This is a genomic window from Arthrobacter sp. THG-b23 (assembly GCF_059091265.1).
On record NZ_JBNHGM010000001.1, the window covers coordinates 402554 to 424497 of the forward strand.

The following is a 21944-nucleotide window of genomic DNA, read 5'->3' on the forward strand; positions in this document are numbered from 1 at the left end:
GCGAGGCTCCCACGGTGGGGCGAAGCCGACTGTGGGAGCGCACAACCTGCTGGAACAGGTGGCTGCTAGAACAGGTGGGGAATCGAGGTTCCCAGGGCCAGGATGAAGATGCCGTAGAAGGCGGCAACAATCAGCAACGAGTAGAGGATGGCCCCGCGCCAGGATTCACCGCCGAGGAACTTCATCCAGACCAGGCACAGGAGCAGCGCGGGAACCTCAAAGCCGATCAGCGGCATCAGCCACACCATGACCAGCAGCGTCGCGAAACCGCTGGCGGCCAACAAGGAAAGCTTGGAGAACTTTTCGCCGTCCTTGCCCCCGCGCCGCCCAACGACAAGCTGGGCGAGCGCGAGGACAGCGATGATCAAGCTGACCAGGAACGGCCACATTCCGGGCCGGGGCTGAGAAGGTGTGCCCAGCCCCAGCCCGATCGAGAGGACGAGTCCGGTCACGCCCAGCACAAGCACCACGATGGATGATGCGAGGTTCGCTACCGGCCCGGCCGGTGGCGGAGCCTCGGCCTCCCATTGGGCAGCCAATTGCTCCGGCGTCAGATCGTCTTCGACGATGTCGACTGACTCGGGGCCCTCGGCGGGCGTGTCGCGGTGGGACGTCATGGTTTACTCGATTCGCTGTGACGGCCGAACGGGGCCGTGCGGGGGTGTTGCTACTCGCCGGCCAGGGAGATGTCGTACTTGTCGGTGAGCTCCTTGTACTTGGCGGCCAAGTCGTTCCATTGCTGGACGACTTCCTCACCGGAGATCTCCTTGGGGGTCAGCATGTTCTTCTCGTTGAAAGCCTTGTAGCTGTCGGCCGACTGGGCTGCCTCGACGGACGCCACGAGCTTGGCCTTCACGTCCTCGGGGAGGCCCTTCGGAGCGGCCAGGGCACGGTACTGGGAGACCGGAACCTCGTACCCTTCTTCGATGGCGGTGGGAACGTCCGGCAGGTAGGTGTTGCGCTCGTCGGAGAAGACGACGATCGGCTTGACGGTGCCGGCGTCGATCTGCGGCTTGGCCTCACCCAACTGGATGGTGGCCAGCTGCACCTGGTTGCCCATGACCGCGGTCAGCGCCGGCGAACCCGAGTCGAAGGGAACCTCGGTGCCCTTGATGTCGGCCTGGGCGAACAGGATGGCCTGGGCCAGCTGCGAGCCGGTGCCCACGCCGGTAGTGCCGAAGGTCAGCTTCTTGGAGCTGTCCTTGACGTCGTCCAGCGTTTCGATGCCGGAGTCGGCGCTGGCTACCAGGACGTAGTCGTCCTGGGACAGGCCCTTGATGACGTCCAAGTCGTCCAGGGTAACGGCTTCACCCTCGGAGACGGCGAGCGGAGTGATGGTGATCAGCGAGGCGTTCAGCAGGATGAGGTTCTGGCCATCGGGCTTCATGGCCGCGACTTCCTGGGTGGCCAGGGCGCCGTTGGCGCCCGGCTTGTTCACCACGGGAACAGCTACGCCGAGCTCGTCCGCCATGCCTTCGGCAGTGGTGCGTGCGATCAGGTCGGTCGAGCCGCCGGCGGCCTGCCCGACGGTGAGGGTGATGGGGCCGGCGGGGAAGGCTTCCCCTTCGGACGCGGTGCTGCCGACGTTGCCGCCGCAGGCGGTCAGCGCCAGGGCGGCGGAGGCGGCGGTCAGACCGATAATGGTCCGGCGGACGGGGAATGCTTTCACTTCGGGCTCCTTGCTCGATGAACAGCGGTGTTCGAACGGGTGGGCCGTGACCCGGTTCATATGAAGCAGATCACTCGTGGCTCGGTCACTGAGCTTAGAAACAGACTATGATGCATGTCCAAGCCCATTACTGCATTGAATGATACTTGGAAGGCATCATGTTCACTCTGGACCAGGCCCGCAGTTTCATCGCTGTGGCCGAGGAACTTCACTTCGGCCGCGCCGCGGAACGCCTGAGCATGACCCAGCCCCCGCTCAGCCGGCAGATCCAGAAACTGGAGCGCAGCATCGGGGTTGAACTTTTGGTTCGCGACAACCGCAAGGTGGCGCTGACCGCGGCAGGACATGCCTTTCTCGCCGAGGCGCGCAAACTGGTGGTCTCGGCCGACCGGGCGCCCCGGACGGCGCGCCGCATTGCCGCGGGACGGGCGGGTGAGATTCGGATCGGCTTCACCGCCACGTCCGCGTTCAGCCTGCTGGGTCCGCTGCTGACCGAGATCTCCCAAGAACTGCCGGATGTGGACGTCGACCTTCAGGAAATGGTGACCAGCGAGCAGGTGCAGGCCATCGTGGACGGCGATCTCGACCTGGGCCTGGCCCGCCCGCCCTTCGACACAGACCTGTTCGAGTCACATCTGCTGTTCTCCGAGAACCTGATGCTCGCTGTTCCGAGCGGGCACCCGCTGGATCGGCCGTCCCCGCCGCTTGCCATTGCCGACTTGAAGGACGTGCCGTTGATCATGCACTCGCCCATCAAGGCACGCTATTTTTACGATCTGGTGGTCCGCCAGATCCCGATCGAACACCGCAACGTCGTCCATACCGTCGACCAGATCCTGACGATGGTGGGACTGGTCGCCGCAAACCGCGGCGTCGCCTTCGTCCCGGAGTCGGCCCAATTGCTGGGAATCGACGGCGTCACCTACCTCCACCTGCCCGGGCTGGCGCCGGACTCGGTGGAACTCCATGCAATTTGGAACCGGAACTCGCATAATCCGGCGTTGCGCCGGATGCTGGACACCGTCTGGGCCAAAGCCGCCTAAATGCAGGCCAACCCTCTGCAGCAATACTCTTCGGGCATCAATCCATACAAAAGAGGGCTTGGACAGGCATCAACTGGCCTTCCTAGGGTGGAAGCAACGCATTCACCCCCGCCGCCCGCGGCACCATCGCAAAGGAAGACGCACGTGGCCCAGTACACGCCCCATGAACTCGCAGACAAGCTCAAGGACGGGCTGCTGTCCTTCCCGGTGACGGCGTTTGATGCGGAGTTGAACATCGATGAAGCCGCCTACCGCAACCACCTGGACTGGCAGTCCAGCTTCGAGGTCGCCGGCCTGTTCGCCGCCGGCGGCACCGGTGAAGGCTTCAGCCTGACCCCGGCCGAGTCCGCCCGCGTGGTGCGGATGGCCGTCGAGGAAGCCGGCAGCCGGGTTCCGGTACTTGCTTCGGCCGGCGGCTCCACCGCCCAGGCCATCCAGAACGCCAAGGACGCGGAGGCCGCGGGAGCCGAGGGCCTGCTGCTGCTGCCGCCGTACCTGACCGAATGCGACCAGGCCGGCCTGCTGGCGCACGTCTCGGCCGTGTGCGCCGCCACCAACATCGGCGTCATCGTCTATAACCGGGCGAACGCCATCTACGCCGCGGACACCGTGGCGGCACTGGCCGACCGGCACGCGAACTTCATCGGCTTCAAGGACGCCCTGGGCGACATCGAGCACCTCACCAAGGTCTACGCCAAGAACGGCGACCGGTTGTTCTACCTCGGGGGCCTGCCGACGGCGGAGACCTTTGCCCTGCCGCTGCTGCAGCTGGGCATGAGCACTTACTCCTCCGCCATGTACAACTTCGTGCCGGAGTTCGCCCTGGACTTCTACCGCGACGTCCGCAACCAGGACCGCGATGCCGTGACCGAGAAGCTCAACCGCTTCGTCCTCCCCTACCTGGACATCCGCGACCGGGTTAAGGGATACGGTGTTTCCATCGTCAAGGGCGGCCTGAAGGCCGTCGGCCGCGACGCAGGCTACGTCCGCCCGCCGCTGCAGGACCTGACCGAGAAGGACATCTCCGACCTGTCGGCCCTGATTGACGCCGCCGGCATCCGACCGGCGGACGTCCGGCAGAACGCCTAGGTTCCACGCCCGGAAGCGGCCGCCCTGACAGGGGCGGCCGCTTTCCGCCCATCAGCCACAGCAGACCATCCGCAGTCCAGAAGGAGCATCCGATGCCCAGCACGCAGACAACTCTGACAGGCCACTCGATCATCGCCGGCGAAGCCGTGACCGGCACCGGCGGCACGGTCAACGGTTTCGATCCTGCGACCAACAACGTCCTCGAACCGGCCTACAGCCTGATCGACGCAGCCCAGCTGGCTACCGCCACCGCCGCCGCCGAGGAAGCTTTCGATTCCTTCAGCACGCTGGATCCGGAAGCGCACGCTGCCTTCCTGGAGAAGATTGCCGAGAACATCGAGGCGGTCGGTGAAGAGCTGGTGGAACGCGCGATGGCCGAAACCGGCCTGCCCGCCGCGCGGCTGAACGGCGAACGCGGCCGCACCACCGGCCAGCTCCGCCTGTTCGCCGCGGTGGTGCGCCAGGGCGACCACCGCGGCGTCCGCATCGACCCGGCGCAGCCGGGCCGCCAGCCGATGCCCCGGGCCGACATCCGTCAGCGCAAGGTTCCGCTGGGTCCGGTCGCCGTGTTCGGCGCCAGCAACTTCCCGCTGGCTTTCTCCACCGCCGGCGGAGACACCGCCTCCGCGCTGGCCGCGGGCTGCCCGGTGGTGTTCAAGGCCCACAACGCCCACCCGGGCACCAGCGAAATCGTCGGCCACGCGATCGCCCGCGCGGTGGCCGAGGCCGGCCTGCACCCGGGCGTGTTCTCGCTGGTCTACGGCCCCGGCGCCAGCATCGGGCAGGCGCTGGTCGCCGATCCGGCCATCAAGGCCGTCGGCTTCACCGGTTCCCGCTCCGGCGGCACCGCCCTGGTGGCCACGGCCGCGGCACGGCCGGAACCCATTCCGGTCTACGCCGAAATGAGCTCCATCAACCCGGTCTTCTTCTTCGACGGCGCGCTCAAGGGCGACCTGGACGCCCTGGCCGCGGCCTACGTCGGCTCGGTCACCGGTTCCAGCGGCCAGCTCTGCACCGCCCCCGGGCTTGCCTTCGTGCCGGCCGGCGAGGCCGGGGACGCGTTCGCGGCCGCCGTGGGCCGTGCCCTGGCTCCGGCCGCCGGCCAGACCATGCTGACCCGCGGCATCGCCGACTCCTGGACCGCCGGCGTCGATTCCCTCGGCCGGCAGGACGGGGTGGAGCTGGTGGCCCGCGGCCAGGAAGGCAGCACGCAGAACGCCCCCGCCCCGGCGGTGTTCGGCACCGATGTCCGCACCTTCCTGACCAATGACGTGCTGCACGAGGAAATTTTCGGCGCCGCTTCGCTGCTGGTCCGCTACACCTCCGCCGAGGACCTGGTCACCGCCGCCAAGCGGCTCGAAGGGCAGCTGACCGCCACCCTGCACATGAGCGACGAGGACCACGCCACCGTGGCCCCGCTGCTGCCCGTCCTGGAGCGCAAGGCAGGCCGCATCCTGGCCAACGGCTGGCCGACCGGCGTCGAGGTCGGACACGCGATGGTCCACGGCGGGCCCTTCCCGGCCACCTCGGATACCCGCACCACGTCGGTGGGCACGCTGGCGATCGAGCGGTTCCTGCGCCCGGTGGCCTACCAGAACATCCCCGACTCCCTGCTGCCGGCACCGCTGCAGCAGGACAACCCCTGGAAGCTGAACCGCCGCATCGACGGCGCGCTGGAACTCGCAGGAGAGTAACGCATGAGCAACCAACCCACCATTGCCGCCGTCGAGGTGGTCCCGGTCGCCGGGCACGACTCGATGCTGCTGAACCTCTCCGGCGCGCACGGGCCGTTCTTCACCCGCAACGTGGCCATCGTGACCGATTCCGACGGCCGCACCGGCCTGGGCGAGGTCCCCGGCGGGGAGAAAATCCGCACCACCATCGAGGACGCCGGCGCCTTGGTCATCGGCCGCCCGGTGGCACGCTTCCGCAGCCTGCTGCGGGAGATCGCCGCCGCGTTCGCCGACCGCGACGCCGGCGGCCGCGGGCTGCAGACCTTCGACCTGCGCACCACCGTGCATGCCGTGACCGCCATCGAGTCGGCGTTGCTGGACCTGCACGGCCAGTTCCTGGGTGTTCCCGTGGCCGAACTGCTGGGCGACGGCCAGCAGCGCGAAGCGGTGCCGATGCTCGGCTACCTCTTCTACGTGGGCAACCCGGACGCCACCGACCTGGCGTACCTGCGCGAGCCCAACGGCGCGGACGACTGGGAGCGCGTGCGCCGGGAAGAAGCCATGACGCCCGAGGCCGTGGTCCGCCTGGCCGAAGCCGCGCAGGCCCGCTACGGCTTCCAGGACTTCAAGCTCAAGGGCGGGGTGCAGGCCGGCGACCTGGAAGTCGACGCCGTGACCGCACTCAAAAAGCGCTTCCCCAACGCCCGCATCACCCTGGACCCGAACGGCGGCTGGCTGCTGCAGGACGCCATCCGGCTGGGCCAGCGCATGCAGGGCGTGGTCGCGTATGCCGAGGACCCCTGCGGCGCCGAAGGCAAGTTCTCCGGCCGCGAGGTGATGTCCGAGTTCCGCCGCGCCACCGGACTGCAGACCGCCACCAACATGATCGCCACCGACTGGCGCGAGATGGCGCACGCCGTCCGCACCAACGCCGTCGACATCCCGCTGGCCGATCCGCACTTCTGGACCATGGCCGGTTCCGTCCGCGTGGCGCAACTGTGCAACGAGTTCGGGCTGACCTGGGGCTCGCACTCGAACAACCACTTCGACATCTCGCTGGCCATGTTCACCCAGGTCGGCGCGGCCGCTCCCGGCGAGATCACCGCCCTGGACACGCACTGGATCTGGCAGGACGGCCAGGGCCTGACCAAGGAACCGCTGCTGATCCGCGACGGCGAGATCAAGGTCCCGCAGGCCCCCGGCCTCGGCGTTGAACTGGACCGCGAGCGACTGGCCGAGGCCAACGCCCTGTACCTGGAACACGGCCTCGGCGCCCGCGACGACGCCGTCTCCATGCAGTACCTGGTGCCCGGCTGGGAATTCGATCCCAAACGCCCCTGCCTGGTCCGCTAGGACCTCCCGCCCGCCCCGCATCCTGCGGGGCGGGCGGTTTTTCTGTTCCGCCGTTTGACTCTGTTCGGCCGCCCGTCCCGGGCCGGCCGGACAGAGCCGTGACTTCTGGAGGTCCCGTGGAAGGTGTGCTGCTCGGCTTCGGCGTGGTGCTGGTGATCGTTGCCGTCGGTTTTGCCGCCGCAGCCATCGTGCCGCAGAAGGCGCCGGAGATGCAGAGCGGACTCACGCCGGTGATCTACTACATCACCAACCCGGCGCTGATGCTGGTGCTGCTGTCCGGCACGGATCTCGCGTCGGTCGTCGGCGTCTACACGCCGATCGCCTTGATTACCGCCGCCCTCGCGGGTGCTGTTTACGCGCTGTTCAGCCGCTTCGTGCTGCGCCGCCCGGCAGCACAAACGGCCGGCGGCGCAATGGCCTCCACCTATGTCAACGCGGGAAACATCGGGGTGCCGATCGCCCTCTACGCCGTGGGCAGCGCCGACCCGGTGGTGTCGGTGCTGCTGGCGCAGCTCCTGATCATCGCGCCCGTGTACCTGACCGTCTTCGCCTGGTGCCAGCGGAAGGCGGCGGCGGGAAAGCCCTTGAAGCACGACGGCGGTGCTGCCGCGGCTGTCCCGTTGTGGCGCACCGTGGTGAAGTCCATCCTCAATCCGGTCACCGTCGCTACCGCCGTCGGCGCGCTCATCTCCGTGACCGGGCTGCACCTGCCGGAGGTGGTCTGGACGCCGGTGGAAATGCTCGGCAACGCGTCCATTCCGCTGCTGCTGATGCTGTTCGGCATGAGCCTGCACGGGCAGAAACCGCTGACCCAACGCGCCCTGCGGGCCGACGTCGCGCTGGGCTCCGTGGTGAAGCTGGCCCTGATGCCGGCCATCGCCTGGGCGGTGGCGCACTTCGTGTTCAATGTGGGCGGCATCCCGCTGCTGGGCGTGGTGGTCATGGCGGCCTTGCCGACGGCGCAGAACGTCTTCCTGTTCACCAGCCAGTTCCGGATGCAGTCCACGCTGGTGCGGGACATCATCTTCCTGAGTTCGCTGCTCTCGCTGCCCGCCGTCCTGCTGGTCGCCCTGCTGCTGGGCTAGGTCGGGCCTGCAGACGTGTTGCTGCCGGCGGTGCCCGCGACGCTGGTCCCGGCGTTCACCGGCGGGACCTGTGACAGAATCGACTGCTGTTGACGTGGGTGACCGTGTTGCCTGTGCAGCAGTGCCGTGGCGTGAGCAGGACTTGGCAATGATTGGATGGCAGGCATGACGTTCGCGTTGATACTGGACCTCTTCGGCACCTTCTTTTTTGCCATGTCCGGCTGCATCCTGGCGGCCCGACGGAAGTTCGACATCATCGGCTCGCTGTTCCTGGGTTCGCTGGCCGGGCTGGGCGGCGGAGTCATCCGCGATTTGATCCTGGACACCGTCCCCAGCGCTTTCAATAATCCGCTGTATTTTGTCCCGCCCGTCCTGGCCGCCCTGGTGGTCTTCTTCCTGTTCCGCAGCGTGGAACGGTTCCAGCGTCCGCTGCTGATCTTCGACGCCGGCGGGCTGGCATTGTTCTGCATCACCGGGACGGTCAAGGCCTTGAGCCTTGGCATGAACCCTGTTGCCTCGGCGCTGCTGGGCCTGACCACGGCCGTAGGGGGCGGAATACTGCGCGACGTCGTGGCCAACCGGGTTCCCCAACTGTTTAGCCCGGACGATCTGTATGCCGTGCCTGCCATGTTGGGTTCTGCCTTGGTGGTCGTGCTGTGGTTTGCCGGCGTCTACGGGACGCTGGCCGCCGTGGGCGTGGCCGCTGTGGTGTTCGGACTGCGGGTGGTCTCGCTGCACTTTGGCTGGCACATTCCGCACGCCGCCCCGGTGTCGCGCCTGCCGCAGGACGAGGACTGACGGGGAACGCCGCGCCCGGACGGCCCGCGGCTGGCGGCCCCGCGTCGCCAGGGGCAGCTTCTGTGAGCGCGCTGCCGGCCCTTATGCCCGGTTTTGCCGGTGGATTTCCTCGATGATGCGGATGGCCGCCACCGCGTCCCCGGGCTCCACGGGAACCGGGGCGCCGTCGATGATGGCCGCGGCCAGCTGCCGGTAGAACTCCGGGTAGGCTCCGGCCAGGGAGGGAACCTTGCGGACATGGCCCGGCGTGCCGAGGGTCCCCCACCGCTCTGCGGGTTCCTCGCCGTATCCGGCTGCCCCGGGAACTGCACCGGCCCCGAGCGCGGCCTCCTGGCGGTCCGTCCCCCAGGAGGTGAAGGCGGCGGCCGAGCCGAGCACATGGAAGCGCGGCGCGGGCAGCGCGGAGATAAGGTTCATCGACAGCCGGGAACGCACGCCTGACTCGTGCAGCAGGGAGACGAAGGCGTCCTCGTCGGCGGCGGATGCTTCGGGGACGGTGTGGCGGGCGGTCTCGCCGTAGACCGTGGCGGCCGGCCCGAAGAGCGTGAGCGCCTGGTCGATCAGGTGCACGCCGAGGTCGAAGAGGATGCCGCCGCCCCCGGTGGCGCCGGCCGTCGCTTTCCACGCCCGCAGTCCCTCCGGCTTCCAGCGCTCGAAGCGTGACTCGAAGGTGTGCACCCGGCCGAGTTCGCCGTCCTCGATCAGCTTCTGCAGGGTCAGGAAATCCGAATCCCAGCGGCGGTTATGGAAGACGGAGAGCACCACGCCGGCCCGCCCGGCCTTGGCCATCAAGGCCTCGCCGTGGGCGGAGTCCGGGACGAAGGGCTTGTCCACCACCACGTGCAGGGCGCGGTCGATCGCGGCGTCGGCGAGCGCGTAGTGGCTGGCCGGCGGGGTGCCCACCACCACGAGGTCGAGAGACTCCGGCGCCGCAAAGAGTTCGTCCGCGGATGCCACGATCCTGGCGCGGGGGTGCGCGGCCGCTGCTTGTGCCGCCCGCTCGGGGTTGGCCGTCACGATGGCGTCCAGCGAATAGTCGTTCGAGGCCTCCAGCAACGGCGTGTGAAAGACCCGCCCGGAGAGTCCGTAGCCGATCACGGCGGTGCGCAACGGGTGGTGCCCGGCCATGGTTGCTCCTAGCGTGCTCTGGTGCCGGCCGGAGGTGGCGGCTGCCCCGAGCTTACCGGCGGTTCTGCGGTTGCTCGCGCAGCTGCTGCGTGAGTAGGTGAGCTTCCTCCAGCAGCAGCTTGCCCAGGAACTCCTGCCGGTCGGGCCGGAACCGCTGCTCGATGCCGGTCAGTGACAGCGCCCAGGCCGGCTGGCCCTGCCGGTCGAAGACGGCCGCGCCCATCCCCCAACTGCCCTCCAGGATCAGCCCGGGGTTGACCGTATAGCCCCGCTCCCGGGTTTCGGCCAGGTTGGCGCGGATCTTGTCCGGCGTATGGGCCGGGCCGAAGCGCTCGACCCGGGCACCGCCGTCGTCGAGCAGCCGGTCAATTTCTGCAGGCTCCAAAAAGGCCATGATGGCCAGCCCGGCGGAAGCGATGCCCAGCGGGAAGCGGACCCCTTCGTGCAGCACGAAGGAGCGCACCGGGAAGCTGCCTTCCACCCGGACCAGGCAGACGGTTTCGTCGCCCCGCCGAATGGACAGAAAGGCGCTCTCGCCGGTCTCGTCCGCCAACCGCTGCAGGCGCGGCCGGGCCAGGTCCTCAATCGCGAAGCGGCCTGCGGCCACCGAGCCGAGTACGTAGAGCTCCGGGCCCAAATGCCAGGTGCCGGTCTCGGCATGCTGGTCCAGCAGGCCCTCGGCAGCCAGCGAATTCAGCAGCCGGTAGACCGTTGGCCGCGTCAGGCCCGACGCCCGTACGATGTCGGCCAGGGCCGCGCCGGCCTCCGGTGCTCGCCCGACGATCCGCAGCAGCCGGGCCACCCGGCCGACCACTTGGGCACCCTGCACCTGTTTGTCCGGCAACTGTCCTCCTGGCGGGTCCTGGCCGGCGGACGGCTCAGTTTCGCCGCCAACCGATCCACAATGTGGACAGTCTACCTCCCGCTGTCCACAGTGTGAATGCTGCATCTGACCTGCCGTTGACGATTCCGCTGAAACGGCACTAGTCTGCCGGATAACAGCTGTCCACAAGATGGACAAATTCCCCGCGCCCCCCTGTGCAGACGAGCGGGTGGGGACGGCACTCAACGAGGAGGAAGCAATGTCCAAACTGACGGCAGGACCCGCCGCCGCACTGGCCGGCGTGCTGCATGACGGCATGACGATCGCGGTGGGTGGATTCGGGCTCTCCGGCATCCCCGCGGACCTGATCGACGCCGTGCGCGATTCCGGCGTCAAGGACCTGACGGTGGTCTCCAACAACATGGGCGTGGACGGCAAAGGCCTGGGCGTGCTGATCGAGGCCGGGCAGGTCCGCAAGGTGCTGGCCTCCTACGTGGGCGAGAACAAGCTGTTCGCCCAGCAGTTCCTGGCCGGCACGCTGGAGGTCGAATTCAACCCGCAGGGCACGCTCGCCGAGCGCCTCCGCGCCGGTGGGGCGGGCATCGCGGCCTTCTATACGAAGACCGGGGTGGGCACCGTCATCGCCGAGGGCAAGCCGCACGAGGAGTTCGACGGCGAGCTCTACGTGCAGGAGCGCGGGATCGTGGCCGACCTGGCCCTCGTCCACGCGCACACCGCTGACACGGACGGCAACCTGATCTACCGCTACACGGCCCGCAACTTCAACCCGGTGGTGGCAACCGCCGGCCGCGTCACCATCGCCGAGGCCGAGGTGATCGTGGAGCCGGGCCAGCTGGACCCGAACCACATCGTCACCCCGGGCGTGTACGTCCAGCGCCTCGTGCAGGCCTCGGACCGTGCCAAGGACATCGAGCAGCGTACCGTCCGCCCCCGCCCCGCCGCCGTCGGCGCCTGAGATTTTAGACCAGAAGGAGTACATCATGGCTTGGACCCGAGACGAGATGGCGGCCATCGCGGCCGCCGAACTGAACGACGGCGACTACGTCAACCTGGGCATCGGCATCCCCACGCTGGTGGCCAACAACCTGCCGGACGGCGTGCGCGTGGTGCTGCAGAGCGAAAACGGCCTGCTGGGCATGGGCCCGTTCCCGTACGACGGCGACGAAGACGCCGACCTGATCAACGCCGGCAAGCAGACCGTGACGGTGCTGCCCGGCGGGTCCATCTTCGATTCGGCCACCAGTTTCGGCATGATCCGCGGCGGCCACGTGAAGACCGCCGTCCTGGGCGCCATGCAGGTCTCCGCCGCGGGCGACCTGGCCAACTGGACCATCCCCGGGAAGATGGTCAAGGGCATGGGCGGTGCGATGGACCTGGTGGCCGGCACCCCGCGCGTGGTGGTGCTGACCGAGCACGTGGCCAAGGACGGCACACCCAAGATCGTCAACGAATGCTCGCTGCCGCTGACCGGCGTGAAGGTGGTCAACCGGATCATCACGGATCTCGCCGTCTTCGACATTGACGACGACGGCGGCGCCCTCCCGCTGCGGCTGGTCCGCCTGGCGCCGGGGGTCACCGTGGCCGAGGTGCGGGAGAAGACCGAGCCGGACTTCGCGGTCGCCCCTGAACTGGACGAAGACGCCGCCGCACCGGCCGGCGCACGGGAAACAGCCCTGGAAGGAACTCACTGATGAGCCTGAAGCAACATTTCGGCCGGGACATCCTGCTGACCGGCTGGGGGCATTCCCCGTTCGGCAAGCTGGCCGACGAGACGCTGGAGTCGCTGATTGTCGGGGTGGCCCGTGACGCCATCTCGAATGCCGGGCTGGAGCCCGGACAGATCGACGAGGTCTACCTGGGCCAGTTCAACTCGGGCATGGTGCCGCTGGGCTTCGCGTCCTCGCTGGCCCTGCAGGTCTCCGACGACCTGGCAAACGTGCCGGCCACCCGGGTGGAGAACGCCTGCGCCTCCGGTTCGGCCGCCGTGCAGCAGGGGGCCAAATCGCTGCTGGCCGGCACGGCGCGGAACGTGCTGGTGATCGGCGCGGAGAAGATGACCCATGCCGGCGCGGACGTGGTCGGTGCTGCCCTGCTCGGCGCCGACTATGAGGCCGCCGGCAAGCCGAGCTCCACCGGGTTCGCCGGCCTCTTTGCGGAAACGGCCAAGCACTACCAGAAGCGATACGGCGAGGTGGGCGACGTCCTCGGCTCGATCGCGGCGAAGAACCACCGCAACGGGGTGGCCAATCCCTACGCGCAGCTGCGCAAGGATCTGGGCGAGGAGTTCTGCCGGACGGTCTCGGACAAGAACCCGGTAGTTGCCGACCCGCTGCGCCGCACGGACTGCTCGCCGGTCTCCGACGGTGCCGCCGCGGTGGTGCTCAGCACGGAGGCGCCGCGCCCCGGTGCCGCCGCCGCAGTCCGGCTGGCAGGCTTCGGCCACGCCAACGACTTCATGCCGGCCGAAAAGCGCGATCCCACCGCCTTCGCGGGCAGCCGTGCCGCCTGGCAGCGCGCCCTGGACATGGCCGGGGTGGGGCTGGATGACCTGGACCTGGCGGAGGTGCACGACTGCTTCACCATTGCCGAGCTGATCATGTACGAGGTCATGGGGCTGGTGCCGGCCGGCGAGGGCCGCCGGGCCATCGAGGAAGGCTGGGTGTACCGCGACGGCAAGCTGCCGGTGAACCTGTCCGGCGGGCTGAAGGCCAAGGGCCACCCCGTCGGCGCCACCGGCGTCTCGCAGCACGTGGTGGCCGCCATGCAGCTGTCCGGCACGGCCGGTGACATGCAACTCGCGGGCGCCCGGCGCGCGGCCGTGCACAACATGGGCGGCCTGGCGATCGCCAACTACGTCAGCGTGCTCGAAGCGGTGTAGTTCGCTTGCGTCCTCGCGGCAACGGGCGCCCGTTCGCGTCCCTGCCCCTGCCGAACTACGTCGCCGCGGACTGGTTGATGCCGGCCTCCAGCAACTCCTGCAGTCCCCGGCGGAACAGCTCCTTGCCGCCATGGGCCGGGTGGCGGACCTTCGGCACGTTGAGCCCGGCTGCAGCGACGCTTCGGTGCCCTATGTTCCCCACGGCAACAACCGTGCCGATGCCGAAAATCCGGGCCAACTCCTGCCAGAGCGGCAATCCGTCTTGGATTTCGGCGCTTGAGGGTGTCCGGTTGGAGTGCAGCCGGCCGGGCTGGTGTGGGTGGAACGGGTACGCGCTCCAGAGCAGCGGCAGGAAGTCCAGGTCGGCCAGCACGTTCCACATGACCGTTGCCGTCGGCTCGGCCGGGACGGTGAGGACTTCCGGCGGAACCACGTAACCGTTGTCCGGGCCGAACATACCGAACGGGTCACTCCCCGAAATCAGCGCCTTGTTGGTGAAGGGGACTCCGGTCACGGTCATGCCGCGGTAGCCGGGGGCCTCCCCGACCAGCAAGACCTGTGGCCGGCATTCCAACATCTGTTCAAAGTATCTGGTGATATTGTGCCGGCGCGCAGCGTTCTCCGGCGCCGCCGCCGAGAAGAAGTTGCGGCTCGCCGGGCCCGTCTCGAACTCCCCCAGCCGCACCACAAAGTCCCTGATTTCCTGCTGCGCCGTCACCATCCCAACCTATGCGATCTGTGCGGCAGACGGCGGAACCTGAACCCCCGAACCCCTGCCACCGAATTGCTAACAATCCAGTGGCGGGAAGATGCAGCGAAAGGGCCCTGTTCGCTGCCTCTTCTCTCCACTCGAGTGGCGCAGGGGAACACATGTCAGTGAACTGCTTGGGGGAACAGGAAGGCGCCGGGGAGCCAACCCGGGGCTGCGTCCAACCGGCCCACAGACAACGACGCCGGCGCCCGGGTGGGGAACGAATCCCCAGCCGGGCACCGGCGTCGTGCTATGAAGTTGTCCGGCTGCGGCGGGCGCGAAGCCTGCCGCCCCACACGCTAGGCGCGGGCAGAGTCCTTGGGCAGGCGGGCCGCCAGCTTCCACGCAGCCGGCATGGCGGCTGCCGCGATCAGCGACTTCACGATGCCGCCGATGATGAACGGGTACAGGCCCCACTCGAGGGTCTGCTGCAGGTCGGCGCCCAGCGAAATGGCCAGCCAGGCCATGCCGAAGACGAAGGTGACCACGGTGCCCGCGAGGAAGGAGACGGTGGCGCCCAGGAACTTTTTGTCCCAGTTGCGCTTGGCCAGCCATCCGGTCAGCCCCGCGGCGGCGATGAAGCCCACCAGGTAGCCGCCGGTCGGGCCAACGGCGGCGGCCAGGCCGGAGGATGCGTCGCTGAACACCGGCATGCCGGCCACGCCCGCCACCCAGTACAGTGCCATCGACAGCATGCCGCGGACCGGGCCCAGGGTGCTGCCGACCAGCAGGACGGCCAGGGTCTGGCCGGTGATCGGAACCGGCCACAGCGGCACGGCCAGCTGCGCCATCACAGCGGTCAGGCCGGCCCCGCCGACAACCAGTGCGGTGTTGGCCAGGGCGGTGCTGGGGACGAGGGCGTCGGCCAGTACACCCTGGCGCGCGACGGCGGCTGAACTCATGATTGCTCCTTCTCGGGGACATTTCCCTGCGGAAACTGTGGTCCGGTTTCGGCACCACTGTACCGGCTGCCCTCCGCGGCGGAACCGTTTATGGCGATGATTACGCGGTTCCCTGCAGGCTGCAGGAGGACTACCCTGAAATGCAGGAGCGCTATGGAGCCAATCGAAACACTGCTGGCTACTGCACGCGATGCCTACGCGCGCGGAGAATGGCGCCCAGCCTATGACGGATTCGAGAAGGCCCGTAGCCTCTCGCCGCTGGACGTGGAGGATCTGGCCCGGCTGGGCGATGCCGCCTGGTGGGTGGGGGATGTCCGCGAATCGGTAGTGGACTCCGAGGAGGTCTTCCACCGCTACGAGAACGACGGCGAGAAGCTCGCCGCCGCCATGAAGGCCCTGGATCTGGGGCTGCTGTGGACACTGCGCGGGGACCTGATGATCGCCTCCGGCTGGATCAACCGGGCCAGGCGCATGCTGCTGGATGCCCCGGAGAGCCCGGTCCACGGCTACCTGCTGTATCTGGACACCGTCAACGCGCTGCTGTTTGCCGAAGACCCGGAGCCGGCCTTGGCCGCGGTCGCTGAACTGCAGCAGATGGGGCGGAGGTTCAACGCACCCGTGCTGCATTCCTTCAGTCTCACCCTGGTAGGGCTGGCCGATCTGCGAGCGGGGCGGACAACTTCGGGGTTCGCGGCGTTGGACGAGGCGATGCTCCCGGTCCTGGCAGGGCAGGTGCCACCCACCTGGGCGGGAGACATCTACTGCACAGTACTCCACGCCTGCTACCAGCTGGCCGACCTGCCGCGGATGCGGGCATGGACGGAAGCCACCGAGCGCTGGTGCGAGCAACTGGCGGGCGGCATGGTCTATTCCGGCGTGTGCCATATCCACCGGCTCCAAATCCGCAGCATAGAAGGCAATTGGGACGGAGTGGAACGCGAGATAGCCCAAAGCAGCCTGGAGTTGGCAGACCGAAACGTGTGGGCCGCCGGGGAAGGTTACTACCAACTCGGCGAGCTGCGCCGACTGCGCGGCGACCTGCAAGGTGCCACCGAGTCCTACGCCAAGGCGCGCGACCTGGGTGTTGAACCACAGCCCGGCGAGGCCAAAATGCTGGCGGCTCGCGGACATGTCGACGCCGCGTGGGCCGGCCTGGCAGCGGCTCTGGAATCCAGTGATCGGCTGACCCGGGCGCCGATGCTGCTCCCCGCCGTAGAACTCGCGGTGCAGATGCATTCGCTGGCGGAAGCCGAGGAATACTGCCGCGAACTGGAGCAATCGGCCAGTGACTTCAACAGCCCCGGTTTCCTGGCCTGGGCGCGGCATGCCCGCGGCGTCCTGCTGTTTTCCGGCGGCCAGGCCGCGCAGGCCCTCTCGGTGCTGAGGTCGGCGCTGCAGGGTTATCGTTCCCTGCACCACCGGCACGACACCGCCCGCGTCTACGAACTGCTCGCTGCCGTACGCCGGGAACTGAACCAGCCGGACGCCGCCGCCTCCGAGGCAGCCATTGCCCTGGCCATCTACCGGGAGCTCGGCGCGGAACCCGATGTGCGCCGCTTGGACGGGCAAAAGTCCCCGGGCGGATTGACCGACCGCGAAGCCGAGGTGCTGGCCTGCATCGCCCGCGGCGCCACCAACAAGGAAACCGCGGCGGAGCTGTTCATCAGCCAAAAGACGGTCGGCCGGCACCTGGCCAACATCTTCCTCAAGATCGGTGTCTCGTCGCGCACCGCGGCCGCCGCGTGGGCCCACGAGCACGGCATTACGGCCCGCCTGGTGCGGCACTGACGCCTACACCCTCGGCGCGGCACCGACGCCTGCATCTTTTGCCCCATCCGCGCCGCCCGGACCCACAGAACTTGCCCGATGTTCCGGGTGCCGCCAGCTCCCTACCGTGGGATTCAGCAGGCAACAGGTGCCTGCTCCCAGACCGCAGGAGAAGCCATGACCACCATCCATGAAACTGCCGGGCACCTCGACACCCAGGCCGCCGAAGCCTTTGCGCAGCGCTGCCTGACCATCCTGAACGACGGCGCACTGGCCATGCTGGCCAGCATCGGACACCAGACCGGACTGTTCGACACCCTGGCGGCGTTGCCGCCGACCACCAGCCAGCAGATCGCGGACGCCGCGGAGCTGGACGAACGCTACGTGCGCGAATGGCTCAACGGCCTGGCCGCGTCGCAAGTGGTGGTCTACGACCCGGTTGCCCGCACCTACCGGCTGCCGGCCGAACACGCCGCCTCGCTGACCAGGGCCGCCGGCCCGGACAACCTGGCGCGGCTGCTTCAGTACATCCCGCTGCTCGGCGGCGTGGAGGAAGGGGTCGTCGCCGCATTCCGCCAGGGCGGCGGGCTGTCCTATGCCGACTATCCGCGCTTCCACCAGCTGATGTCGGAGGAAAGCTCGGCGGTGTTCGACGCCGGCCTGATCGAGGAAATCCTGCCGCTGGCCGACGGGCTGGTTGAACGCCTGCGCGAGGGCATCGGCGTGGCCGACGTAGGCTGCGGCAGCGGGCACGCCATCAACCTGATGGCGCAGGCGTTTCCCGCCAGCCGGTTCACCGGCTACGACTTCTCGTCAGAGGGAATCGCCCGGGCACGGCAGGAAGCGGCGCGCATGGGCCTGCAGAATGCCTCGTTCGAGGTCCGGGACGTCGCCGAGCTGAATGAACCGGGACGGTTCGACCTGGTCACCGCCTTCGACACCATCCACGACCAGGCCCAGCCGGCGCGCGTGCTCGGCGAAGTCCACGCGGCCCTGCGGCCCGGCGGAACCTTCCTGATGGTGGACATGAAGGCCTCCAGCAATGTGGAGGACAACGTGTCGCTGCCCTGGGCGGGCTTCCTCTACACCATTTCGGTCATGCACTGCATGAGCGTTTCGCTGGGCCAGGGTGGCGCGGGACTCGGCACCGTCTGGGGCCAGCAGCTCGCCCTGTCCATGCTGGCGGATGCGGGCTTTTCCGGGACGGTCGTCAAGGACGTCGAGCAGGACCCGTTCAATGCCTATTACGTCGCGTCCAAGTAGCCGCGACCGTGCGGAGAGCGGCTAGAGCGGGCGGGCGGAACTCAGCCCGCAGCCCGCGCGGCTCAGGCAGCCAGCTCGGCGGCTTGGGCCGTCAGCTCCAGCGAGCGCAGCCGCTCCGCAACGGTCGGCGACTGGAAAGCCACGATCAATTCGTCCGCGCCGGCATGCTTGGCGAAGCCTTCCAGGTACTCCGCGACGGCCTCGGGCGTCCCGACGGCCGAGTACTTGACCATCTGTTCCACGTGCTGGCCCTGCGGCGAGTCCAGGATGAGGTCCGCTTCCTCGTCGGTGAACGTCCGGTCGCGCCCGAACAGCAGCGAGACCCGGCTGCGCCGGACAATCCGGAACTGCTCCTGCGCTTCCTCGTTGCTGTCCGCGGCGATCGCGTTCACGCCGGCGATCACGTAGGGCTCCGCGAGTTGTTCCGAGGGCTGGAACTCGCGGCGGTAGACGGACACGGCGTCCTGCAGCGCATTGGGCGCGAAGTGCGAGGCGAACGAGTACGGCAGCCCCAGCGCCGCGGCCAGCTTGGCACCAAACAGCGAGGAGCCCAGGATGTACAGCGGCACGTTGGTGCCCTTGCCCGGTGTCGCATCCACGCCCTTGATGCGCGTCTGCCCGGTCAGGTAGCCCTGCAGCTCCAGCACGTCCTGCGGGAAGGACTCGGCGCTCATCGGATCACGGCGCAGCGCCCGCAGGGTGTTCTGGTCGCTGCCCGGCGCGCGGCCCAGGCCAAGATCGATCCGTCCCGGGTGGAGCGCCTCCAGCGTTCCGAACTGCTCGGCGATGGTCAGCGGGGCATGGTTTGGAAGCATGATGCCGCCGGCGCCGAGCCGGATGCTGTTGGTGTGCGCTGCCACGTGGGCAATCAGCACGCTGGTGGCCGAGGACGCGATCGACGCCATGTTGTGGTGCTCGGCGTACCACACGCGCCGGTAGCCCAGTTCCTCCGCCCGCTGCGCCAGGGACACGCTGCCGGCAAGGCTTTCACCCACGGTTTCATTGCTGCCGATGGTTGCCAGGTCAAGGATGGACAGGGGTACGTTCACGTCGGCGGAGCCTTTCGTTGCGGGACGCCCACGGTGGTTGCCGCGGGCACACATCCTGCACAACGACGGCGGTGCCCATCTTTATTTCTTCCCTCCCGGCCTGCGGGGGCTGGCTACCAGCCCGTCGCCGCCGTTATACCGCCGTCGGCACCGGCTCCTGCTCCTGCTCCTGCTCTTGGTGAAGCACGTCAGGACTTCTGCGCCGAAACCGCACGGGCGTAGAGTCTGCAGGCATGGAGCATCATCACGACCGCCTGGAAGAGCCCGACCAGTTCTGGGAGTCCTTCTACAGTCAACGGGACCAGGTCTGGAGCGGCCGGCCCAACGCCATGCTGGTCCGCGAGGTCTCCGGCCTGCGGCCCGGCACCGCCCTGGAACTGGGTTGCGGGGAGGGCGCGGACGCCATCTGGCTCGCCGGCAAGGGGTGGGTGGTCACCGGCCTCGACATGTCCGGGCTCGCGCTGCAACGGGCGGCCAAGCACGCCGAGGAAGCCGGAGTTGCGGACCGCATCCGGTGGCTCCGGCAGGACCTGGCCCGCTGGGAACCGCAGGAGAACTACGATCTGGTCTGCGCCCAGTTCCTGCACTCGCCGGTCGAGCTGCCCCGGAACGCCATTCTCACCACGGCGGCCCGCGCGGTAGCACCCGGCGGCACGTTGCTGGTCGTCGGCCACGAATCGTTTCCGCCCTGGTCGGGACATCCGGAGCCCGAGGAACCGCTGCCAACCGCCGGGGAGCTGGCCGATGGGCTGGGCCTAGGTTCCCCGGCCTGGGCCCTCGACACCCTCGACTCCGTCCCCCGCGAGGTCACGGGCCCGGACGGGCAGACCGCCACGATCACGGACAGCGTCCTGCGCGCCCGGCGGCTGGCGGGCTAACCTGCAGCCGGCTCGATGCTGCAGTCGGTGCCCGGGAAGACGATACTTTCATGGCCGTCGTCGAACCTCACGAAGTAGGGCGGGGCACCGTCGTCGCCCCTGACCTCGATGACTTCACCGTGACGGTCCGCCGTTTCCACGGTCCTGCCCCTGATGACGATGCGGTCTCCGGGTGCTGCGATCATGACCGCTCACCTCCTTTCCCATAGCCTAGGGGAACGGGCTGTCGCCGACCAGAGTCAGCGGACCCAGCGGTGCGGGGCGGGACGGCGGGTGCTGGGCAGGGCGTTGTTCTCCCGCCACTCATGCAGCCATTCGGGCAGGACCAGGTCGGCCGTCGGCCGCTGGCCGACGGCCGCGAAGATCTCTTCATTGGCGACCGGCCCCAGCTTCGAAACCAGCCTGGTGGCGATATAGGCGCGGGCATAGATCTCGCCGGCGGACACCATGCGCTGCTCGAAGAAGATGGCGCGGTCGTCGAAACCGATGATCCGGGTTTCTATGCTGTACCGCTGGCCGAGCGTGAGCGATTTACGGAAGGCAATGGTCTCCGCGCCGACCACCGGCGACCAGCCGCTGCGGCGGAAGATGTTCCACACCCCGGCGCGCACCATCAGCTCAAAGCGGCCCAGGTCCATCAGCGAGAAATACATCCCGTTGTTGACGTGCATGGCGATGTCGATGTCGGTGGGCAGCACGCGGAGGGACAGCGTGGCTGAATCCCAGATGCCGAGGGCGGGCCGGCGGCGGGCCGTCAACAGCAGCAGGAGGGTCCGGAAGATCAGGTGCATGCCGCCATGTTACCCGCAGGTAACATGGCGGCGCCGCAACTCAGCCCGTCAGGCCGCGACGCTGCTGACAATGACGCCCACGGCGCCCACGGTTCGGCACCCCACATCTGGCCTAAGCTTCTGCTGTGCAGAACATGAGCATTGTGAAGAGGCCCGGATACGCCGTCGATTCCGTGGACCGGGCCCTGCAGCTGATCATCTTGCTGCAGGAGCGCGAGTGGCTGCGGATAGCCGAGGCGGCCAGGGCACTGAACGTCGCACCATCCACGGCCCACCGGCTCATGTCCATGCTGGTCTACCGGGGCTTCGCCCTGCAGGATGACCAGCGGCGCTATTGCGCCGGCCCCCTCCTGCGTGGCGAGGCCTCCGCGGGCCCCAGGCGTACCCTCGTCGCCGTTGCCCGCCCCCACCTTGAGGCCTTGGCCCTCGCGGTCCGCGAAACGGTGAACCTCGTGGAACGGGTGGGTGTCACCGCCCGCTACCTGTTCACCGCCGAGGGGCCGCAGTTGCTGCGCGTGGGCAACCGCACCGGCACTGTCCTGCCCGCCCATATCTCCTCCGCGGGCAAGGCCGCCCTGGCCACGCTGCCCGAGCCGGCCGTCGCGCAGTTGTACAGCGGCAGGCAAGCGCAGCAGAAAGGCAGCAGCCTCGGGGCCACGGAACTGCGGGCGCTGCAGCACGAACTTGCGGAAGCACGGGCGAGGGGTTTCGCGATCAACCTCGGACGCAGCGAGGCCGACCTCGCGGCCGTCGGGGCGCCCCTGGCGCGCGCGGGCGGGCCGGCAACACTGGCGTTGTCCGTCAGTTCACCCCTGTCCCGCGCCGGCGACATCCAACGCCCCTCGGTCATCGGCGCCCTCCACGCCACCTGTGACGCGGTGCTGAAGGATCTGGAGAGCGAGGGGCTCCTGCCGGCTTCCTGACATTCTGTGCAGCAGAATGCCTTGGCCGAAGCGTGGCGCCGGTCACTACGATGTGATGCA

Annotated in this window: 22 protein-coding genes; 13 read left to right on the top strand and 9 right to left on the bottom strand. The window is 68.4% G+C overall.

Going from position 1 to position 21944, the window contains the following annotated elements:
• Window positions 1-65: 65 nt before the first annotated feature.
• Both AC5RVD_RS01930 and AC5RVD_RS01935 read right to left on the bottom strand, forming a co-directional pair.
• Complete coding sequence (locus AC5RVD_RS01930) at window positions 66-617, bottom strand: tripartite tricarboxylate transporter TctB family protein (protein WP_493978982.1); 552 nt, start codon at window positions 615-617, stop codon at window positions 66-68.
• Window positions 618-667: 50 nt separating this feature from the next.
• The gene (locus AC5RVD_RS01935) at window positions 668-1669 is read right to left on the bottom strand and encodes a tripartite tricarboxylate transporter substrate binding protein (RefSeq protein WP_494112660.1); all 1002 of its coding nucleotides are present in this window, start codon (window positions 1667-1669) and stop codon (window positions 668-670) included.
• A gap of 158 nt (window positions 1670-1827) precedes the next feature.
• On the opposite strand from AC5RVD_RS01935, the gene AC5RVD_RS01940 reads away from it, so the two are divergent.
• From AC5RVD_RS01940 to AC5RVD_RS01965, 6 genes are all read left to right on the top strand, one after another.
• Entirely contained in the window at window positions 1828-2712 is an 885-nt protein-coding gene (locus tag AC5RVD_RS01940; RefSeq protein WP_494112659.1) for a LysR family transcriptional regulator, read from the top strand.
• A 144-nt stretch (window positions 2713-2856) separates the two neighbouring features.
• Window positions 2857-3801 carry a 5-dehydro-4-deoxyglucarate dehydratase gene (kdgD, locus tag AC5RVD_RS01945; RefSeq protein ID WP_494125779.1) on the top strand — a complete coding sequence of 315 codons (945 nt, stop codon included), beginning with the start codon at window positions 2857-2859 and terminating at the stop codon, window positions 3799-3801.
• A 92-nt stretch (window positions 3802-3893) separates the two neighbouring features.
• Window positions 3894-5495 carry an aldehyde dehydrogenase (NADP(+)) gene (locus AC5RVD_RS01950; RefSeq protein WP_494125780.1) on the top strand — a complete coding sequence of 534 codons (1602 nt, stop codon included), beginning with the start codon at window positions 3894-3896 and terminating at the stop codon, window positions 5493-5495.
• Window positions 5496-5498: 3 nt separating this feature from the next.
• Window positions 5499-6827 carry an enolase C-terminal domain-like protein gene (locus AC5RVD_RS01955; protein WP_494125781.1) on the top strand — a complete coding sequence of 443 codons (1329 nt, stop codon included), beginning with the start codon at window positions 5499-5501 and terminating at the stop codon, window positions 6825-6827.
• A gap of 116 nt (window positions 6828-6943) precedes the next feature.
• On the top strand, window positions 6944-7912 hold the full coding sequence (locus AC5RVD_RS01960) for an AEC family transporter (RefSeq protein ID WP_494125782.1): 969 nt from the start codon (window positions 6944-6946) through the stop codon (window positions 7910-7912).
• Between the two features lie 165 nt (window positions 7913-8077).
• The gene (locus AC5RVD_RS01965) at window positions 8078-8710 is read left to right on the top strand and encodes a trimeric intracellular cation channel family protein (RefSeq protein ID WP_494112693.1); all 633 of its coding nucleotides are present in this window, start codon (window positions 8078-8080) and stop codon (window positions 8708-8710) included.
• 81 nt (window positions 8711-8791) lie between these two features.
• Here AC5RVD_RS01965 and AC5RVD_RS01970 read toward each other — a convergent pair whose 3' ends face one another.
• Together AC5RVD_RS01970 and AC5RVD_RS01975 are read right to left on the bottom strand one after the other, a co-directional pair.
• The gene (locus AC5RVD_RS01970; protein ID WP_494125783.1) at window positions 8792-9838 is read right to left on the bottom strand and encodes a Gfo/Idh/MocA family protein; all 1047 of its coding nucleotides are present in this window, start codon (window positions 9836-9838) and stop codon (window positions 8792-8794) included.
• Window positions 9839-9890: 52 nt separating this feature from the next.
• A complete protein-coding gene (locus AC5RVD_RS01975; protein WP_494125784.1) occupies window positions 9891-10682 on the bottom strand; it encodes an IclR family transcriptional regulator in 792 nt (263 codons plus the stop codon).
• Window positions 10683-10920: 238 nt separating this feature from the next.
• Between AC5RVD_RS01975 and AC5RVD_RS01980 the strand changes: the two genes are divergently transcribed.
• The 3 genes from AC5RVD_RS01980 to AC5RVD_RS01990 are packed head-to-tail and all read left to right on the top strand — an operon-like array spanning window position 10921 to window position 13560.
• Window positions 10921-11637: a CoA transferase subunit A gene (locus AC5RVD_RS01980; protein ID WP_494112652.1), complete on the top strand. Its 717-nt coding sequence runs from the start codon at window positions 10921-10923 to the stop codon at window positions 11635-11637.
• Between the two features lie 25 nt (window positions 11638-11662).
• On the top strand, window positions 11663-12373 hold the full coding sequence (locus AC5RVD_RS01985) for a CoA transferase subunit B (RefSeq protein WP_494112651.1): 711 nt from the start codon (window positions 11663-11665) through the stop codon (window positions 12371-12373).
• Window positions 12373-13560, top strand: coding sequence for an acetyl-CoA acetyltransferase (locus tag AC5RVD_RS01990; RefSeq protein ID WP_494125785.1), 1188 nt, complete (start codon window positions 12373-12375; stop codon window positions 13558-13560). Before AC5RVD_RS01985 ends, AC5RVD_RS01990 begins: the two co-directional genes overlap by 1 nt.
• Window positions 13561-13615: 55 nt before the next feature.
• Here AC5RVD_RS01990 and AC5RVD_RS01995 read toward each other — a convergent pair whose 3' ends face one another.
• Window positions 13616-14278 (bottom strand): uracil-DNA glycosylase, encoded by a 663-nt coding sequence (locus AC5RVD_RS01995; protein ID WP_494125786.1) that lies wholly within the window; start codon window positions 14276-14278, stop codon window positions 13616-13618.
• A 332-nt stretch (window positions 14279-14610) separates the two neighbouring features.
• Window positions 14611-15213, bottom strand: a complete 603-nt coding sequence (locus AC5RVD_RS02000; RefSeq protein ID WP_494125787.1) for a biotin transporter BioY — start codon at window positions 15211-15213, stop codon at window positions 14611-14613.
• A 153-nt stretch (window positions 15214-15366) separates the two neighbouring features.
• Here AC5RVD_RS02000 and AC5RVD_RS02005 point away from each other — a divergent pair, with 153 nt between their 5' ends.
• Together AC5RVD_RS02005 and AC5RVD_RS02010 are read left to right on the top strand one after the other, a co-directional pair.
• The gene (locus tag AC5RVD_RS02005; protein WP_494125788.1) at window positions 15367-17001 is read left to right on the top strand and encodes a helix-turn-helix transcriptional regulator; all 1635 of its coding nucleotides are present in this window, start codon (window positions 15367-15369) and stop codon (window positions 16999-17001) included.
• Between the two features lie 156 nt (window positions 17002-17157).
• A complete protein-coding gene (locus tag AC5RVD_RS02010) occupies window positions 17158-18243 on the top strand; it encodes a class I SAM-dependent methyltransferase (RefSeq protein ID WP_494125789.1) in 1086 nt (361 codons plus the stop codon).
• Between the two features lie 62 nt (window positions 18244-18305).
• Here the strand turns inward: AC5RVD_RS02010 and AC5RVD_RS02015 are convergent, their stop codons facing one another.
• Window positions 18306-19292: an LLM class flavin-dependent oxidoreductase gene (locus AC5RVD_RS02015; protein WP_494112645.1), complete on the bottom strand. Its 987-nt coding sequence runs from the start codon at window positions 19290-19292 to the stop codon at window positions 18306-18308.
• 233 nt (window positions 19293-19525) lie between these two features.
• On the opposite strand from AC5RVD_RS02015, the gene AC5RVD_RS02020 reads away from it, so the two are divergent.
• Window positions 19526-20170: an SAM-dependent methyltransferase gene (locus tag AC5RVD_RS02020; protein ID WP_494112644.1), complete on the top strand. Its 645-nt coding sequence runs from the start codon at window positions 19526-19528 to the stop codon at window positions 20168-20170.
• Here AC5RVD_RS02020 and AC5RVD_RS02025 read toward each other — a convergent pair.
• Together AC5RVD_RS02025 and AC5RVD_RS02030 are read right to left on the bottom strand one after the other, a co-directional pair.
• The gene (locus tag AC5RVD_RS02025; protein ID WP_494112643.1) at window positions 20167-20355 is read right to left on the bottom strand and encodes a DUF1918 domain-containing protein; all 189 of its coding nucleotides are present in this window, start codon (window positions 20353-20355) and stop codon (window positions 20167-20169) included. The two genes, AC5RVD_RS02020 and AC5RVD_RS02025, sit on opposite strands and share 4 nt — an antisense overlap.
• Window positions 20356-20409: 54 nt before the next feature.
• Window positions 20410-20961 (bottom strand): acyl-CoA thioesterase, encoded by a 552-nt coding sequence (locus AC5RVD_RS02030; RefSeq protein WP_494125790.1) that lies wholly within the window; start codon window positions 20959-20961, stop codon window positions 20410-20412.
• 134 nt (window positions 20962-21095) lie between these two features.
• Between AC5RVD_RS02030 and AC5RVD_RS02035 the strand changes: the two genes are divergently transcribed.
• Window positions 21096-21884: an IclR family transcriptional regulator gene (locus AC5RVD_RS02035; RefSeq protein WP_494126050.1), complete on the top strand. Its 789-nt coding sequence runs from the start codon at window positions 21096-21098 to the stop codon at window positions 21882-21884.
• The last annotated feature ends 60 nt before the right edge of the window (window positions 21885-21944 follow it).

Bases quoted from the DNA above. Each gene is read 5' to 3' on its own strand.
- AC5RVD_RS01930 (WP_493978982.1), bottom strand. From the start codon at position 617: ATGACGTCCCACCGCGACACGCCCGCCGAGGGCCCCGAGTCAGTCGAC.
- AC5RVD_RS01940 (WP_494112659.1), top strand. From the start codon at position 1,828: ATGTTCACTCTGGACCAGGCCCGCAGTTTCATCGCTGTGGCCGAGGAA.
- AC5RVD_RS01950 (WP_494125780.1), top strand. From the start codon at position 3,894: ATGCCCAGCACGCAGACAACTCTGACAGGCCACTCGATCATCGCCGGC.
- AC5RVD_RS01955 (WP_494125781.1), top strand. From the start codon at position 5,499: ATGAGCAACCAACCCACCATTGCCGCCGTCGAGGTGGTCCCGGTCGCC.
- AC5RVD_RS01965 (WP_494112693.1), top strand. From the start codon at position 8,078: ATGACGTTCGCGTTGATACTGGACCTCTTCGGCACCTTCTTTTTTGCC.
- AC5RVD_RS01970 (WP_494125783.1), bottom strand. From the start codon at position 9,838: ATGGCCGGGCACCACCCGTTGCGCACCGCCGTGATCGGCTACGGACTC.
- AC5RVD_RS01980 (WP_494112652.1), top strand. From the start codon at position 10,921: ATGTCCAAACTGACGGCAGGACCCGCCGCCGCACTGGCCGGCGTGCTG.
- AC5RVD_RS01985 (WP_494112651.1), top strand. From the start codon at position 11,663: ATGGCTTGGACCCGAGACGAGATGGCGGCCATCGCGGCCGCCGAACTG.
- AC5RVD_RS01990 (WP_494125785.1), top strand. From the start codon at position 12,373: ATGAGCCTGAAGCAACATTTCGGCCGGGACATCCTGCTGACCGGCTGG.
- AC5RVD_RS02000 (WP_494125787.1), bottom strand. From the start codon at position 15,213: ATGAGTTCAGCCGCCGTCGCGCGCCAGGGTGTACTGGCCGACGCCCTC.
- AC5RVD_RS02005 (WP_494125788.1), top strand. From the start codon at position 15,367: ATGGAGCCAATCGAAACACTGCTGGCTACTGCACGCGATGCCTACGCG.
- AC5RVD_RS02010 (WP_494125789.1), top strand. From the start codon at position 17,158: ATGACCACCATCCATGAAACTGCCGGGCACCTCGACACCCAGGCCGCC.
- AC5RVD_RS02020 (WP_494112644.1), top strand. From the start codon at position 19,526: ATGGAGCATCATCACGACCGCCTGGAAGAGCCCGACCAGTTCTGGGAG.
- AC5RVD_RS02025 (WP_494112643.1), bottom strand. From the start codon at position 20,355: ATGATCGCAGCACCCGGAGACCGCATCGTCATCAGGGGCAGGACCGTG.
- AC5RVD_RS02030 (WP_494125790.1), bottom strand. From the start codon at position 20,961: ATGCACCTGATCTTCCGGACCCTCCTGCTGCTGTTGACGGCCCGCCGC.
- AC5RVD_RS02035 (WP_494126050.1), top strand. From the start codon at position 21,096: ATGAGCATTGTGAAGAGGCCCGGATACGCCGTCGATTCCGTGGACCGG.